General features: G+C 67.1%; 16 protein-coding genes and 1 tRNA gene. 6 read left to right on the top strand and 11 right to left on the bottom strand.

Going from position 1 to position 15,866, the window contains the following annotated elements; genetic code table 11:
* Positions 1 to 330: 330 nt before the first annotated feature.
* Positions 331 to 1,005: a sigma-70 family RNA polymerase sigma factor gene (locus ABIC70_RS21865; RefSeq protein WP_111473182.1), complete on the top strand. Its 675-nt coding sequence runs from the start codon at positions 331 to 333 to the stop codon at positions 1,003 to 1,005.
* A 161-nt stretch (positions 1,006 to 1,166) separates the two neighbouring features.
* Here ABIC70_RS21865 and ABIC70_RS21860 read toward each other — a convergent pair whose 3' ends face one another.
* The 3 genes from ABIC70_RS21860 to ABIC70_RS21850 form a co-directional block, all read right to left on the bottom strand.
* Positions 1,167 to 1,493: a hypothetical protein gene (locus ABIC70_RS21860; RefSeq protein WP_354441104.1), complete on the bottom strand. Its 327-nt coding sequence runs from the start codon at positions 1,491 to 1,493 to the stop codon at positions 1,167 to 1,169.
* Positions 1,494 to 1,668: 175 nt separating this feature from the next.
* Positions 1,669 to 1,941, bottom strand: coding sequence for a hypothetical protein (locus tag ABIC70_RS21855; RefSeq protein WP_354441102.1), 273 nt, complete (start codon positions 1,939 to 1,941; stop codon positions 1,669 to 1,671).
* Positions 1,942 to 2,738: 797 nt separating this feature from the next.
* Complete coding sequence (locus tag ABIC70_RS21850) at positions 2,739 to 3,083, bottom strand: hypothetical protein (RefSeq protein ID WP_354441100.1); 345 nt, start codon at positions 3,081 to 3,083, stop codon at positions 2,739 to 2,741.
* A 181-nt stretch (positions 3,084 to 3,264) separates the two neighbouring features.
* On the opposite strand from ABIC70_RS21850, the gene ABIC70_RS21845 reads away from it, so the two are divergent.
* From ABIC70_RS21845 to ABIC70_RS21835, 3 genes are all read left to right on the top strand, one after another.
* Positions 3,265 to 3,876, top strand: a complete 612-nt coding sequence (locus ABIC70_RS21845; RefSeq protein WP_354441098.1) for a PAS domain-containing protein — start codon at positions 3,265 to 3,267, stop codon at positions 3,874 to 3,876.
* Positions 3,877 to 4,114: 238 nt separating this feature from the next.
* On the top strand, positions 4,115 to 4,426 hold the full coding sequence (locus ABIC70_RS21840; RefSeq protein ID WP_279899692.1) for a hypothetical protein: 312 nt from the start codon (positions 4,115 to 4,117) through the stop codon (positions 4,424 to 4,426).
* A 325-nt stretch (positions 4,427 to 4,751) separates the two neighbouring features.
* Positions 4,752 to 5,510, top strand: a complete 759-nt coding sequence (locus tag ABIC70_RS21835; RefSeq protein ID WP_354441096.1) for a BA14K family protein — start codon at positions 4,752 to 4,754, stop codon at positions 5,508 to 5,510.
* 688 nt (positions 5,511 to 6,198) lie between these two features.
* Here ABIC70_RS21835 and ABIC70_RS21830 read toward each other — a convergent pair.
* Positions 6,199 to 6,274, bottom strand: a tRNA-Glu gene (locus ABIC70_RS21830).
* Positions 6,275 to 6,377: 103 nt separating this feature from the next.
* On the opposite strand from ABIC70_RS21830, the gene ABIC70_RS21825 reads away from it, so the two are divergent.
* Positions 6,378 to 7,382, top strand: a complete 1,005-nt coding sequence (locus tag ABIC70_RS21825; protein ID WP_170861843.1) for an RluA family pseudouridine synthase — start codon at positions 6,378 to 6,380, stop codon at positions 7,380 to 7,382.
* 235 nt (positions 7,383 to 7,617) lie between these two features.
* Positions 7,618 to 8,511, top strand: coding sequence for an RNA polymerase sigma factor RpoH (rpoH, locus tag ABIC70_RS21820; protein ID WP_043350239.1), 894 nt, complete (start codon positions 7,618 to 7,620; stop codon positions 8,509 to 8,511).
* Positions 8,512 to 8,556: 45 nt separating this feature from the next.
* Here the strand turns inward: rpoH and ABIC70_RS21815 are convergent, their stop codons facing one another.
* From ABIC70_RS21815 to ABIC70_RS21785, 7 genes are all read right to left on the bottom strand, one after another.
* Complete coding sequence (locus ABIC70_RS21815; RefSeq protein WP_354441093.1) at positions 8,557 to 10,005, bottom strand: histidine kinase; 1,449 nt, start codon at positions 10,003 to 10,005, stop codon at positions 8,557 to 8,559.
* Between the two features lie 279 nt (positions 10,006 to 10,284).
* Positions 10,285 to 11,577, bottom strand: coding sequence for an adenylosuccinate synthase (locus tag ABIC70_RS21810; protein ID WP_043350287.1), 1,293 nt, complete (start codon positions 11,575 to 11,577; stop codon positions 10,285 to 10,287).
* Positions 11,578 to 11,731: 154 nt separating this feature from the next.
* Positions 11,732 to 12,022, bottom strand: a complete 291-nt coding sequence (locus ABIC70_RS21805; protein WP_075381450.1) for a hypothetical protein — start codon at positions 12,020 to 12,022, stop codon at positions 11,732 to 11,734.
* Between the two features lie 121 nt (positions 12,023 to 12,143).
* A complete protein-coding gene (locus ABIC70_RS21800) occupies positions 12,144 to 13,001 on the bottom strand; it encodes a D-amino-acid transaminase (RefSeq protein WP_043350243.1) in 858 nt (285 codons plus the stop codon).
* A gap of 52 nt (positions 13,002 to 13,053) precedes the next feature.
* Positions 13,054 to 14,361, bottom strand: coding sequence for an adenylosuccinate lyase (gene purB, locus ABIC70_RS21795; protein WP_043760520.1), 1,308 nt, complete (start codon positions 14,359 to 14,361; stop codon positions 13,054 to 13,056).
* A 119-nt stretch (positions 14,362 to 14,480) separates the two neighbouring features.
* Positions 14,481 to 15,227, bottom strand: a complete 747-nt coding sequence (locus ABIC70_RS21790; protein ID WP_043350247.1) for an arginyltransferase — start codon at positions 15,225 to 15,227, stop codon at positions 14,481 to 14,483.
* Positions 15,228 to 15,351: 124 nt separating this feature from the next.
* On the bottom strand, positions 15,352 to 15,843 hold the full coding sequence (locus tag ABIC70_RS21785; RefSeq protein ID WP_354441090.1) for an RDD family protein: 492 nt from the start codon (positions 15,841 to 15,843) through the stop codon (positions 15,352 to 15,354).
* Positions 15,844 to 15,866: the final 23 nt, after the last annotated feature.

Raw genomic sequence — 15,866 nt, 5'->3', positions numbered from 1 at the left:
ATCGCCAGGGCGGCGGCGTTGGCGTACGCGATGGTCTGGTCGGGCTCGACCAGGATCACGCCCTCGCTCAGGCCGGCGATGATCTGCCGGAGTTCATGCCTGTCGACGCCCGCCGTCACAGCTCTCGCACCCCATGCCGCGCTCGCCGCCCCTCCGGCAGCCGGGCACAAACGGGTTGCGCACAAGCAGGTTCCACTGCGCTCGCGTTTTACACTGGTATACCTGCATCATTGACGCTGTCGTTATCGACCAGAGATAAGTTCGCGCCCTTCCGCCGGACGTGTCGTCCGCTGCGACAATGTTTCCATCCCATCGACACGAGAGCTTACCGTGCAGCCCGCCGACGAAAAGCGGGATCTGGCCGACGCGTCCGATCCCGTCATCTCGTATGTCCATGCGCAGCTCGGTCATCGGCTGCGGCAATACTACTCAGAGGTCGTGGCGGTTGATGTCGGCTCGCGGCTCGCCGCCGTGCTGGATCGATTGTCCGCGGCCCTCGATGCAGCCGAAGCCGGCGGGCAGGTTCCCGATGCATTCAAGGACGACCTGATCGCGCTGGTGCCGCGTCTCAGGCGGTACGCCCTGTCGCTGACCTTCGATGGAGCCGAAGCGGATGATCTCGTACAGTTCACGCTGCTCAAGGCCTGGGAGCATCGCGAGCGATACGAGCCCGGCACCCGATTGGTCGCTTGGTTATTCACGATCCTGCGCAACGGCTTCATCAACGGGCGGCGCAAGAGGCGCCTCGAGATCGCGGATCCTGACGGCCTCCACGCTGCCACCGTTTCCGAACCGGCCGCGCAGGACCACGCCCTCGGACTGAAGGAGGTTCAGGCCGCCATCGACCGCCTCGAGCCGGCCTATCGCGAAGCGCTCCTCCTCGTCGCCATCGACGGCCTCCCCTACGAGGCCGCCGCCGCGGTGATCGGGTGCCCCGCAGGCACGGTGAAGAGCCGGGTCAGCCGCGCGCGCGACAGACTCCTGCGGGATCTCGGAGAAGCGTGATCGGGGCGCGCTGCCCTTGCCCAGCGACGTGTCGGACCTCGCTCATTCTTCCAAAGCCGGGAACTTGGGCCGCGGGAAAGGCCAACGTTCCGGAACAGCCGTGCCGCATGCAATGGCGTCCCTCGACGGTCGCGCGGACGCCTGTCCGCCAGGCGTGGCGATCATTCGAGGAGTGCAACAAGCGACAGGAGGCCGCCCGACGATCCGCCGACAGGGGACCGACTGGCCCGGGCGGCGCGCTGCGCAATGGCCGGCGCGGCGGCATAAGGCTGAGCCTGCGCAGGGAATGCGGGGCCAAACTCCGCCACCGTCGTTCCGGAACGTCCCCGATATTCCCGCCAATCGCAGATGGGAGACCCGGCGGTGATCGCGGATGCGTGCGCCGTGCGCAATCCGACACCGGCCACCGCGGCGTCAATCCATCTTTTGATGAGGACGCGGGGGTTTTGTTTTGCTGCTAAGGCGCCGTTGTCGCTGACCGCATCCACCGGACATTCCGTCTTCCGCCCGAGGAACCTCGATGCATGCGATCGGTACGAGGCCCGAACACGCCATCCCCATGGACCAGATCGCTCCCGTCGCGTCCTTTCGCACCCGCAAGAAGCCTCATCCGGCTCTCGTCGTCGCGTCGATTGCTCTGGCTGTCGGGCTCTGGTTCGTCATCTACGCGGTATCCGGCCGCGTCATCTGGTTCTGGTAACGGCGCCGCCTTGGAGCCGGACGTCCATGGTCGCCCGCCCATTCGGAACAGGGCAGCGATAACCGGATCGCCTTCTCCAGCGCCGCAAGTTCCGTGATGCCGTTTGAAGACGCGGCGCGGCTGGCTCGGATCGGCCAGTCAATCGGATACCTCGAACGACGCCTTCCTTGGACGGCGGCCTGGTGAGCCCCTTGCTGGGTCAGCCCGGGTTCCTCGATCCGGATGATCGCGATCATCGCTTTTCCGAAACGGTTGATCCGTTGCTGATGCGGGCGTCTCTGACTGAGTTCGAGGCCTTCCGACCAAAGCTGGCGCGCGCGACATCGGCCGACGGATCGTAGGACGGCTGGCATTGGCCTGATGGGGGGCTCGGAGGGAACTCTTGGCTCCTCACGACGCCCAACAACGGACACGCCGAGTCCAACAAAGCTGCCACCGTCCCCCTGTTACCCGATGAATCGATCCGTCATGCAGGTCTTCGGTGTATCCGAAAGGCTGCTGAAGCCTGTGGCACCCACATGATACATATGAGCCTAACGTAGAATTTTGAAAGCCGATCTATAATCCCGAATGACCGGGCGACAGAGGTGCGGCACTGTATTCTCTGAAACAGCGCTGTCATGCATCCGGCGCGTCCTGGATTCCTCCAATACGACCGCCAAGACATTATGGTCGCCACGAAACCCATCACCGCAGGCAATCGATATTCATACGACTACAAAGTCATTGATTTTACGCCTAAAACGGTTTTGCGACCACGGAGATGGGATTAATCGGCTCTATACTGCGGAGTCAAATCGCATGACAGTCCGCAATACGTTCTAGCGATGCGTCGAGATAGGTTACGCGGCCTCTCGTCCTCGTCCTTCCTGTCGCCTTCCCCACACCGGACACCTAGGGCGATCATTGCGCGAGGCTTGTATCTGAGTGGTCCGGTCTCGAGACCGGGACACGCCTCGCATCTCTCGGCGCGTGCCGTCAGTTCAACCTATTCATGACCGAAAACCGGCCGCTCGGCCCCGCGCGGGTCTGCTCACGAGGCGGAAGAGCGTCCGATCAGAGCCTCGATCTCCTCAGCCGCATCCTGGACGAGCAGCAGGAACCGAAGGCGTTCCTCGGGATCTCGGATACGCCTGTAGGCGTGCAGCAGCGCCTCGCACTGCTGATCGAGGTCGGCGCCATCCGTGGCGCTGTGAGTTCGCGCATTGGCTGCGTCGGGAGCGTAAAGGACGTCGGGTTGAACCTGAAGCGCCCCCGCGATGCGGGTCACGAGACGCCTTGCGTCATCGCCGGCCGAAGCTGAGGGGCGGCTGTCGCTGCGATTTTCCCAGGAACCATCCGACCCGGCCTTCGCTTGAAGCGGCATCTTCTGTCCCATCGCTCGCTCCGCGCTGGCGCGAAAAACGCCAGTTCGGCTGCTTCTTACCACAATCCGTGCCGTATCCGGCACCAATTACACGCTCCGGTTGATATTGTTCTCGATATCGCTTGAAGCCGGAGTGAGTGCTTTTATACATTCGCAACTGAAGGTTGGTCCCGCAGCAATCGTGAGCGTCTCGGTGCCGAAGCTCAAGCTCGTTGACATCCAGACTCGCCCCACTGCATTGCAGCAGGCGTTGGACGCCGTCGAGGTGGCCGGCACCTGGGACTGGGACATCGTCTCGGACTCGGTGCGTGCAGACACGTTCGTGGCATTGATGTTCAACGTCGATCCGGACGCCGCAGCCACAGGCGTTCCGCTATCGGAGTTTGTGGACGGCATGCATCCGGATGATCAGGAGCATGTCCACGCCTTGATCCGCCGCAGCATCGACGAAGACACCCCTTTCGTTGCCGAGTACAGGGTGCTTTCGGCTGATGGTGTTACGCGATGGGTTCTCGACCGTGGCTATACCGTTCGCGACGCATCGGGGCGTCCGATCCGGGGACGGGGCATCATCATCGATCTGACGCGGTCGCGCACCGGCACGAGAGCGGCGACGGGCGGTGAGTTGCACCCACTCTGCATGCCACCTTTAGAACGAGCAGCCGAACTCCTTTTGGCCGCGCAGCAGTCTCTCGCGCAGTTACAGGATCCGAATCTGAAAGCACGCGCCGATGCGCTGCTGTTGGAGGTCGGACGCAAGCTCGCTCAGCAGGAGGTTCAGGCTCGGCGCCGGCACATGAATTAAGTGCGCGTCTGATGGCTTGCTTGGGTCAGGATACTTGAACCCATAAGCGGTGAGCCGACAGCAACGCGGCCCGGGATGGGATCGCAGGGGGTGGTTACGGCGGGGCGCCAGCCTCGGGCGCACGGGCGTCCCGAACCGGCAGCGCAGACGCACACCAGCCTCCGCCGGGTGAGCCTTGAAGCGACCAATGGCCCGCTCGCACGTTGTCTGTGACAACTGTCGTTTCCCGGATTGCCCCATGCTCGCCCGATCCGCACTGCTCTTCATCGTCATGACGACGGGCGCGCAAGCCGCCGCCTTCGACGACCTGAAAGGCTACCTGGCATCCTGCCTGCGGTTCGAGATGAGCGGCGCCGGCGCGCACCGCGGCGGTCCCCTCGCGTCGAAGGTGAGGGATGCGTTGGATCGATGCTCAGACGATGTCGCGCGCCTCGAACGAGCGGATGGGCGTCGTCTGCGTAGCGATGGTGGGATCAGCCCGTCGACCAAGGAGGTGATCCGGAGCGTCGTGGGTGGCGGTGGCGGCGGTATCCGCACCGTCCGGTACTGAGGGAACGGGTCTCGGTGAGAAGACTGCCGACGTGCGTGAGAGGCCCGCGCCGGTGAACCGGGCGGGTCTTTCCAGACCCGAAGCTCAGGTGTCGAGAACACGCGGATCCGCGATCAAAGCTATCACGATACAGCGCAAAAAATGCCCGGTGCGGCCAGGACTGCGGGGCTGAAATGGCGAAGGGTAACCGGGCCGGGACAATCGCACGCCCCCGATCATCGGTCGGATCGACCAGCGATCTGGTCGCAGGACAAAAGGAAGCGGGATTGGCCGCCGCTGGCGCGACGTTGATCCAGATAGACTCAACACAGCGAGCGTGGCGACCATGAACCAGACGGTCACAGCGATTGCATCGGCAATCCTCGCCGGCGCCCTCTTGGCGGCACCCACCGGTGCCCGGGCACAGGCCGGCGGCAGTTTCGCCAACCAAGGCTTCGGCAGCCACAACTTCGGGGCCGCAGCCGCCGGTGGCGGCGGCTTCAGCAATCAGGGCTTCGGCAATCACAACTTCGGAGCTGCAGCGGGTGGCGGCGGCTTCGCCAATCGGGGCTTCGGCAATCACAATTTCGGAGCTGCAGCGGGCGGCGGCGGCTTCGTCAACCAGGGCTTCGGCAATCACAATTTCGGAGCCGCGGCGGCCGGTGGTGGTGGGTTTGCCAACCGGGGCTTCGGCAACCCTCATCTCGGCAGGCCAGGCGTCGGCCACGGGTTCCCCAATCGCGGGCTCGCCCATGACCTCGGCGCCCACCGCGGTTACGGCCTGCATCGGCATTACGGCGTGAACCGAGGCTTCTACGGAAGTCCCTACGGATACGGCTACGGACGACGCGGATATGGTCTCGGCGGGCTCGGCCTTGGAGTGGCCGTGGGAGGCCTCTACGGCGGATACGGTTATCCGGGATACGGCTACGGCTATGACGTCGGATATGGCGGCGGCTACGCTCCGGTCACCTATGGCTACGACGACGTCGATTCGGATCGCACCATCGGTGATGACCGCTACTGCGCGCGTCGTTTCCGGTCCTACGATCCGCAGACCGGGACCTATCTCGGCCGGGATGGACGGCGCCATCGCTGCCGCTGATCAGGGGAGCACGCGCGAGGAACGGAACCGTCTGTGCCGTGCAGACAGGGGACGGTTCCGTTTTCGAGCTTTCATTCGGGGATGACGGGTCGGACGAGCACGTCCGGATCAAGCTCAAGCTGCGACCGAGCGAAAGCCCTGCACAGCCATTCACCGCGGGGTCCAAGGTGGTCTGGCACGGGAGTGTTCACCCGGAAGCGTTTGCACCGCCCAGCCGCATGCGCAGCGCCGCCTGTGGACCCGAACGCTTACGCTCGCACTGGGACGAATGGCCGAAGCCGCTGGCTAATGCGGCCACGCGCTTGCTGATGCCGCAGGCCACCGGCAGGGAGCCAGCGATCGCGCGGCGAGCGGCGGGCCTTCACCCCTCCCGCTTGCGCACGTCCTGCAGGATAGAGCGATCGCGCATCAGGTCGGCGACCTGCCGCCCGACCCGCCAAATTCTCGGCATATCCCTGACGACGAACTGCGTCTTTGAGCGATGGAACGTCGGCACGGCCACAAGGCCTGCGACAGGCGACCGCGGCTAACGCGCCGAGCGCGGCTGCACGCACGAGGCGTAGCAAGCACGGATTGCTGACATCGCGTGGAAAGGCTTCGAGGCGGGACAGCGCGGCCCGCTGGAGTTGCGGGCTCGGGCACCCACCATGGGGTGAAATGCTGCCAACATTTATGAAAAATGCGCCGGTGGCGCTCCCAAGGGGAATCGAACCCCTGTTTTCGCCGTGAGAGGGCGACGTCCTAGACCGCTAGACGATGGGAGCTTTCCGGCGGCGCGGGGGTGCTATAGCCACGACCCGGCGGCGGAGCAAGAGCCTTCGTCAGGAAATCCGCCTCGGCGGGTCAGATCGGGCGCGGACAAGGATCGTGGTGGACAACGGAGACGTCGAAAAAGCCGGGATCGTGGCCGAGGGAGGCGTGCGGCTCGATCGAGCGCTGGTCACGCTGTTCCCGGATCTGTCCCGGGCCCGATTGCAGGACCTGATCCGCGCAGGCCATGTGAAGCGGGACGGTCTCCCGGCGCGCGATCCGGCCGCCAAAGTTGCCGCCGGCGCGTCCATCATCCTCACCGTGCCGCCTCCGGCACCGGCCGAGCCGGTGGCCGAAGCCGCAGACCTGCCGATCGTCTACGAGGATGACGATCTGATCGTCATCGACAAGCCGGCCGGCCTGGTGGTCCACCCGGCGCCGGGCCACGAGAGCGGGACGCTGGTCAACGCCCTCATCGCCCATTGCGGGGCCAGCCTGTCCGGGATCGGCGGAGTGCGCCGCCCCGGCATCGTCCATCGCCTCGACAAGGACACGAGCGGCCTGATCGTCGTCGCCAAGAACGACGCGGCGCATCAGGGCCTCACCGCGCAATTCGCCGATCACGGCCGGACCGGGCCGCTGGAACGCGCCTACGCCGCATTGGTCTGGGGCCTGCCCCAGCCGCGGGCGGGGACGATCCGGGCCAGCCTTGCCCGGTCCCGGTTCCATCGGGAGAAGATCGCCGTCGTCTCCGACGACAGCGGCCGCCATGCGGTCACGCATTATGCCGTCGCCGAGTCCTATCGCGAGGCTACCCTCGTGCGGTGTCGCCTGGAGACGGGTCGCACGCATCAGATCCGCGTGCATCTCGCCCATCGCGGACATCCCCTGCTCGGGGACACGGTCTACGGAGGTGCCTTCCGCACCAAGGCGGCCCGCCTGAGTCTGGAGGCGCGTGCCGCTCTAACGGCCCTGGGACGGCAGGCGCTCCACGCGGAACTGCTCGGCTTCAGTCACCCGCGCACGGGTGAGACGCTGCGCTTCGAGAGTGCGCTGCCGACCGACATGACTGCCCTGATCCTGGCACTCCGGGCCGACGCAGGCGACCCGGCGCGCCTGTAACCGCCCCTTGCGGCGTGCGAAAGAACACCCCGTACCGCGTCACATCGTGACATGGTACGATCAAAATCGCCGGTGGCGCGTTGTTGGCGACGTGGGTGTCATCGACCGTGACCGGCTCCCCGGCGACCCGCATGAGATGGGTGGCCGGCAGGGTCGGCTCAAGAGCGGCCCGAGTGGACGGCACTGTTGTCCGTCGCGTCCGCCCGGCAGGGGGACACAGGTTCAGGAGAAAGCCATGGCCGGTACGCTTCCCGTGCTCGCCAACGAAGGTGGCCTTTCGCGCTACCTCGACGAGATTCGCAAGTTTCCGATGCTGGAGCCGTCGGAGGAATTCACCCTCGCCAAGGCCTGGCGTGATGCCGGTGACCGCGAAGCGGCGCACCGCCTGGTGACGTCGCACCTGCGCCTCGTCGCCAAGATCGCCATGGGCTATCGCGGCTACGGCCTGCCGATCGGCGAGGTCGTGTCGGAAGGCAATGTCGGCCTGATGCAGGCGGTCAAGCGCTTCGATCCCGACAAGGGGTTCCGTCTCGCCACCTATGCCATGTGGTGGATCAAGGCAGCGATCCAGGAATACATCCTGCGGTCGTGGTCTCTGGTGAAGATGGGCACGACGGCCAACCAGAAGAAGCTGTTCTTCAACCTCCGCAAGGCGAAGGGACGGATCTCCGCCCTCGATGAGGGCGATCTGAAACCCGACCAGGTGTCGCAGATCGCCACGCGCCTCGGCGTGCCCGAGCAGGACGTGATCGACATGAACCGGCGTCTGTCCGGTGACACGTCGCTCAATGCGCCCCTGCGCGAGGAGGGCGAAGGCGAGTGGCAGGACTGGCTCGTGGACAACAGCCCGAGCCAGGAGACCGTGCTCGCGCGCGAACAGGAGGGCCAGAACCGCCTTTCCGCGCTGAAAGATGCCCTCGGTGTCCTCAATGCCCGCGAGCGGCGCATCTTCGAGGCGCGACGTCTCGCCGAGGATCCGATCACGCTGGAAGATCTTTCGGGCGAGTTCGGCGTCTCCCGCGAACGCGTTCGTCAGATCGAGGTGCGGGCCTTCGAAAAGGTGCAGGAAGCGGTCAAGCGCAACATTGCCAGTCGCGAGCTGCCGCGGACCGGCATTGAAGCCCGCTGACAGCAGGTCCCCGGCGTAACTGAGCGCCGGGGACGATCCCGTTCATCACTGCCAGGCGTCGAAGGCGCTCTGCATGACCTGGGCGCCGGCGGTCCCTTTCTCGAAGGTCAGCACCGCCCGGCGACCGGAGGTGTAGCGCAGCGCGATGTCGAACCAGTTCCGATGCAGGAGCAGGTCAGTGTTTCGCTCCACGTCGTTCTGCAGCGACGACAGGCCGATCAGGAACAGGTTGTCGCGGACACGGACCGGCAGGCCCGAGACTGGCGAACCGCGGGCGCTCTGCTCATCCTTCGCTTGCAGCAATCCGACATCCTGGACCGTCCGCGCGGTGCCGCTGCTGCCGGTCTGGCTGAACGCGAGGCTCACCGTGTGGGAGGCCGGCAACGTCGTGTCGAGGTTGCGCTGGATGGTCATCACCAGCGTCAGCCCGGCCTCCGGAACGGTCACGGTCGCGACGACCGCGTTCTGAACCGGCTGCCCCTGCTCCCCGTTCACCGTCTCCAGGCGCCACGTCACCCGCCCCTGCGTGACGGTCGGCTGGCTGCTTTCTGCGCCGGCCCCTTCCTCGACGAGTTCAGCCCTCTGGGCGACCGAGACGCCCGCCTCGGCGGGTGGCGCGTTGGTCCGAGACGGAACAGCACCGTCCGCGCGCGCGGGCGTCTTCGACACCGGCGCCGCATCGCCGCCGACCCGATCGCCGAACTTGGACTCGGCCTCGGACTGCTGAGAATCCGCAATCTCCGCACCGCTGGATGGCAGGTTCTGTGGGCGGTCGCGCAGCAGGAAGGCCGCGACGGCGATCAAGCCGATCACGACAGCAAGGACGCTTCCGACAAAGACGTTGCGCAGCACGCGCGAGCGCCCGGCTCGGAGCGGCACCACCTCGATCCGCGGGCGCTGACGGCCCGATCCGACGTCTGCGGTGGCCTCGCCGGCGTCCTGCTCCTCGACCGATGGGCGAGCCGAAGCCGCCGCCTCAGGGGGTAGCCCTTCGGGCGCAGCAGCGGCGGAGGCGCCCGGGCGCCTCGAGGTGATCGGGATCGGTGCCTCGCGCGGTCCGGACTCCGATGCGGGATCGCTATCCCGACCCGGAACTGCGAACGGCGCCTTGGCGGCAGGAAGCACCGGATCGGGCTTCGACGCGACGCTCGGCTCAGGGGGAGACGGTTCGGGGATCTCCGGCTCCGGCTGCACCGCCGGCGCGACCGCGATGGGCTCGGAGACGACCGGTGCAGGCGCCTGTCCCGGAGTGGCCTGAACCGCATCGTTGGCCGGCGCCGGTAGACCGCCATGATCGACCTCGAGCCGTTCGATCGCGGCGTCGAGGGCGCGCCGCTCGAGATCGATATCCGCCTCGGAGAGCGGCGGGTCGAGGGAGCGCAACTGGCTGATGAGCGCGTTGCGCGCACGGTCGTAGACCGCCTTGCGCAGAGCGGGCGTTCGATCCGGTAGCGCATCGAGCGCGCGCGCCAGAAGCGGATAGTAATCGGCCATAATACCCTGGTCCGCCCCTTCGGCCGCCGTCCGGCAACGCCGGTCGAAGGCCGGGGACCGATGGCCGCTCCCGCCGGACAGGTCCGGTCGCGGCCGTCGGCCGGTTTGTCGTATTCCGCCGCACGGACCGGTGCCCGCACGCCGGTTGCGCCGCATACGGCGGATCATTCGCGAGAATGAGGGCCCGACCGCCAGCCCGTTCTAGATCAAGCCTGCGCGGACTGGATACAGGCAGCGCAGCCGGAATCACGCGTCGTCAACGGGATAGCGCGCGACGCGTCAGTCCTCGAACGGGTTGTGCATGAGGATCGTGTCGTCCCGCTCGGGGGAGGTGGACAGCAGGGCGACCGGCGCCCCGATCAACTCCTCGATCCGGCGAACATACTTGATCGCCTGCGCCGGCAGGTCCGCCCAGGATCGAGCGCCTGCGGTCGTCTCCGACCAGCCCGGGATCACCTCATAGACCGGTTCGACCCGCGCCTGAGCGGCTTGGCTCGCCGGCAGATGGTCGATCGGCTGCCCGTCCAGCATGTAGCCCGTGCAGACGCGGATCTCCTCGAAGCCGTCGAGGATGTCGAGCTTGGTCAGCGCGATCCCGTGAATGCCGGAGGTCCGGACCGTCTGGCGCACCAGCACGGCGTCGAACCAGCCGCAGCGGCGCTTGCGCCCGGTGTTGACGCCGAACTCGCGGCCGCGGCTGCCGATGGTCTCGCCGATCTCGTCGAACAGCTCGGTTGGGAACGGCCCCTCGCCGACCCGGGTCGTGTAGGCCTTGGCGATGCCCAGCACGTAGCCGATCGCACCCGGGCCGAGGCCCGAGCCCGTCGCCGCCTGCGCGGCCACGATGTTGGAGGAGGTGACGAACGGATAGGTGCCGTGATCGACGTCGAGTAGCGCGCCCTGCGCGCCCTCGAACAGGATGCGCTTGCCGGCCCGCCGCTCCTCGTCGAGCAGCGCCCAGACGGTGTCGGCGAAAGGCAGGATCTTCGGCGCAATGGCCTTCAGCTCCGACAGCAGCGCCTCGGCATTGACCTCGTCGATCCCGAGGCCGCGCCGCAGGGCGTTGTGATGGGTCAGCACGCGCTCGATCTTGGCCGGCAAGGCGTCGGGATCGGCAAGATCGACGACCCGGATCGCCCGGCGCCCGACCTTGTCCTCGTAGGCCGGCCCGATACCGCGCTTGGTGGTGCCGATCTTCAAGCCGGCATTGGCGGTCTCGCGGAAATGATCCAGCTCCCGGTGGAGCGGCAGGATCAGCGTGGCGTTGTCGGCGATCCGCAGGGACGCGGGGGAGACCTCCACACCCTGGGCCTTGATCCGGTCGATCTCGTCCACGAGATGCCAGGGATCGACCACGACGCCGTTGCCGATGACCGAGAGCTTGCCGCCGCGGACCACGCCCGACGGCAGCAGCGCCAGCTTGTAGGTGACGCCGTCGATGACGAGCGTATGGCCGGCATTATGCCCGCCCTGAAACCGGACGACGATGTCGGCCTGCTCGGAGAGCCAGTCGACGATCTTGCCCTTGCCTTCGTCGCCCCACTGGGCGCCCACAACGACGACGTTGGCCATGCCTGCCTGCTTACCCGCGACGGAAACCGGGACGGCGCCGCCCACGGGTGCAGGCGGCGCACGTCGTGTGCCGTTTCCGCGATCCAGCCAGCGAAATCAAGCAAGACACCGCACGGGCGACCCGTTCTGCGGTCCGGCGATAGGCCCGGCGCGGCTACTTGGCCTCGGTTCCGGGCGTCCGGCCCGGGAGTTCGTGCGGCTTGATGACCGGCATGGTCCCGGACTGATCGGGCTTCACCACGGTCCCGGTCGTCCCGGAATCCGGTGGCTTGATGACCCCGTCGTTCTTTTGAAGCTTGTCGCTGAGCGACTGATCCTGCGGCGGCGCATCCGCGTTCGGGCGCACGCGCTCGGGCGGCGTCGGAGATGGGCTGGTGGTCTGAGCATAGGCGGGCACCGCCGCCAGGGTCGCCGCGAAGGCGGCGATCAGGGTCTTCTTCGGCATGAGAGCCTCCCCGGTTCGGGATACGAATTCGGGGAGGAACAGTCGGAGATGGAATCCGTTCCTGCGGGCCTGGAAGGCCGGAGGGTCCACCTGCGGACGGTATCCGGCCAACCGATGGGCTTCAGCCCCGACGCGCGGCCTCGATGTACAGGTCCCGCAGGCGCCGGGTCAGCGGCCCCGGACGCCCCTCGCCGATGGCGCGGCCGTCGATCTCGATGACCGGCATCACGAAGGCCGAGGCGCTGGTGTAGAAGGCCTCCTGTGCCGCGTAGGCCTCCTCGACCGGAATCAGCCGCTCCTCGATCCGCAGATCCGCCTCCTGGGCGAGGCGCAGGACCGACGCCCGGGTGATGCCCGGCAGGAGCGCCGTGGAGAGCGGCCGGGTGACGAGCACGCGGTCGCGGCTGACGATGAACGCGGTCGAGGACGACCCTTCGGTCACCGCGCCATCCTCGACCATCCACGCCTCGGCGACGCCGGCCTCGGCCGCCTGCTGCTTGGCGAGCACCTGCGCCAGCAGGGCCACCGATTTGATGTCCCGCCGCTTCCAGCGCAGATCCTCGACGGTGATCACCCGGGCGCCGCTCTCGACAAGCGGGTTGGCGAGCACGGTCTTGGCCTGCGTGAACATCATCACGGTGGGTTCGGTGCCGGCCTTCGGGAAGGCGAAGTCGCGCTCGGCCACGCCCCGGGTCACCTGCATGTAGACCAGCCCCTCGGTGACGCCGTTGCGGGCGACGAGTTCGGTCTGCAGGCGCTCCCAGCTTGCCGCATCGTGCGGATTGCGGATGCCGATCTCACCGAGGGAACGGTCGAGGCGGGCGAGATGCGCGGCGTTGTCGACGAGCTTGCCGTCGATGATCGCCGAGACCTCGTAGATGCCGTCCGCGAACAGGAAGCCGCGATCCATGATCGGCACGCGCGCCTCCTCGAAGGGGAGGAACTGGCCGTTGAGGTAGACGATGCGGGGAGCGGTCACGGAGAGCTATCCTGTGTTCGTCGCGGGCCCAAGCAGGAATCGTGCGGGATGCTCAGCGGTCGCCGAACACCCGCCCGAAAATCGTGTCCACGTGCTTGAAGTGGTAGTCGAGATCGAAGCACGCCTCGATCTGTTCGGGCGCGAGCGCTGCGGCGACCTCCGGGTCCGCCTTGAGCAGGGCCAGGAAATCGCCCTCGCCGCGCCAGACCGGCATCGCGTTGCGCTGGACCAGCCGGTAGGAATCCTCGCGGGACACGCCGGCCTGGGTGAGCGCGAGAAGCACGCGCTGCGAGTGGATCAGGCCGCCGAGCCGGTCGAGGTTCTTCTGCATGTTGGCCGGGTAGACCAGCAGCTTCTCCATGACCCCGGTCATGCGGGCCAGAGCGAAGTCGAGGGTCACGGTGGCGTCGGGGCCGATCATCCGCTCGACGGAGGAGTGCGAGATGTCGCGCTCATGCCAGAGGGCGACGTTCTCCAGCGCCGGGGTGACGTAGCCGCGCACCATCCGGGCGAGGCCGGTGATGTTCTCGGTGAGGACCGGGTTGCGCTTGTGCGGCATGGCCGAGGAGCCCTTCTGCCCCTCGGAGAAGAACTCTTCCGCCTCCAGAACCTCGGTGCGCTGCAGGTGCCGGATCTCGATCGCCAGGCGCTCCAGGGACGAGGCGACGACGCCGAGGGTGGCAAAGAACATCGCGTGCCGGTCGCGCGGGATCACCTGGGTGGAGACCGGCTCGGCGGTCAGGCCCATCTTCTCGGCAACGTACTGCTCCACCCGCGGGTCGATATTGGCGAAGGTGCCGACCGCCCCGGAGATGGCGCAGGTGGCGACCTCCTCGCGGGCCGCGACGAGGCGGCGGCGGTTGCGCTCGAACTCGGCATAGGCCTGGGCGAGCTTCAACCCGAAGGTGACCGGCTCGGCATGGATGCCGTGCGATCGGCCGATGGTGGGGGTCAGCTTGTGCTCGAAGGCCCGGGCCTTGAGGGCGGCGAGGAGCGAATCGACGTCGGCGATCAGGATGTCGGCGGCGCGCACCAACTGGACGTTGAGGCAGGTGTCGAGCACGTCCGACGAGGTCATGCCCTGGTGGACGAAGCGCGCCTCCGGACCGACGATCTCGGCGAGATGGGTGAGGAAGGCGATGACATCGTGCTTCGTCACCGCCTCGATCGCGTCGATGCGGGCGACGTCGAAGACCGCGTCCTTACCCTTGGCCCAGATCGTCTCGGCCGCCTCCTTCGGGACGACGCCGATCTCGGCGAGCGCCGTGGTGGCGTGGGCCTCGATCTCGAACCAGATCCGGAAGCGGCTCTCGGGCGACCAGATCGCCGTCATCGCGGGGCGGCTGTAGCGGGGGATCATGGGGGCCTCGGCACGGTCCGTATTGCGTGCGAGGCCGGTAGCATGCGCCGGCCCGGCCGCTCAATGCGCATCGGCCATGACGGGGCGGCAACGGATGTGGACCGTCGGCGGCAGCGGGATCAGTCGATCCGCACCCAGCCCTGGCCCATCAGGCGCTCCTGCGGGCGGAAACGGGACTTGTAGTCCATCTTCCGCGACCCCTCGACCCAATAGCCGAGATAGAGATACGGCAGGCCGAGCCGTTGGGCCCGGCGGATATGGTCGAGGATCATGAAGGTCCCGGGGGAGCGCGCGGCTTCGGCGGGATCGTAGAACGAGTACACCATCGACAGCCCGTCGGAGAGGACGTCCGTCAGGCAGAAGGCGAGCGGCGGCCCGGAGCCGCGGCCGGTGACCGCCGTGTCCGGCCCGTGCCGCCGGTACGACACCAGATGCGTGTCGACGTGGCTGTCCTCGACCATCATGGCGTAGTCGAGCACGGTCATGTCGACCATGCCGCCGTCGCCGTGGCGGGCGTCGAGGTAGCGGCGAAACAGGGCATACTGCTCCGAGGCGGGCCGGTTCGGCTCCGGCGTGCCGATCCAGTCGGCGCTCCGCGCCAGGATGCGTCTCTGGCTGGCGCTCGGCACGAATTCATCGACCACGACACGCACCGAGATGCAGGCGCGGCAGGTCTCGCAGGCGGGACGGTAGGCGATCGTCTGCGAGCGACGGAAGCCGCCCTGGGTCAGGATCTCGTTGAGGTCGCGGGCGCGCCGCCCGACCAAGTGGGTGAAGACCTTCCGCTCCTCCTGTCCCGGCAGGTACGGGCACGGCGAGGGGGCCGTGAGGTAGAATTGCGGTGTGTCGCGCGGATGGCTGGTCACGCTTCTCACAGGCCCTGCGCCGGGTTCGTCCTCTCGGCGCCGGCATGTCAATGTACAGGCGACCGGCCGAGGCTCAATGGCCCGACCGGTCGCACCGTCAGATTTTCATCGCGGGGTTCGACGCTCAGCGGGCGTGGACGACGGCGAGGCCGAGCAGCAGGTCGTGACCGAGACGCCGGTCCGACCGCATCAGGCCGAACGCGATGTCGATGCACCAGAGCAGGAAGGTCGAGATCGCCACGTAAAACAACAGCGCGTGGACCGCGGCCGTGATCACGTCGACCCGCGCGCCGCTCTCGGGTGCGATGGTGCGCAAGCCCATCAACCGCTGGCCGATCGTGCTCTGCTTCGACCCGCCCACCGTGATCGCGCTGTAGATGATGCCGCTCGCCGGCAGCACCGCGAACAGGGTCCAGCCGAGGCCGAACGTGACCACGCCGATCACGGTGATCAGCAAAGTCAGCAGGGCCGTAAAGCCGAAGATGAACAGGATATCGAGGAGATAGGCGACCGTCCGGCCGCCGAGACTCGCCCGCACGAACGGAACCGGCAGCGACGCCGCATAGCCGGGTGCCGTGTCGAAGCGCTGCGCGTATCCGGGTTGGGGGTTCTGCATGATGTCGCGTCCTGCCAGCGAGG

It is taken from the genome of Methylobacterium sp. 1973, assembly GCF_040545035.1.
GTDB classification, from domain to species: domain Bacteria; phylum Pseudomonadota; class Alphaproteobacteria; order Rhizobiales; family Beijerinckiaceae; genus Methylobacterium; species Methylobacterium fujisawaense.
Note: the sequence above shows the minus strand (reverse complement) of the source record. Positions and strands in the feature narration are given on the sequence as shown.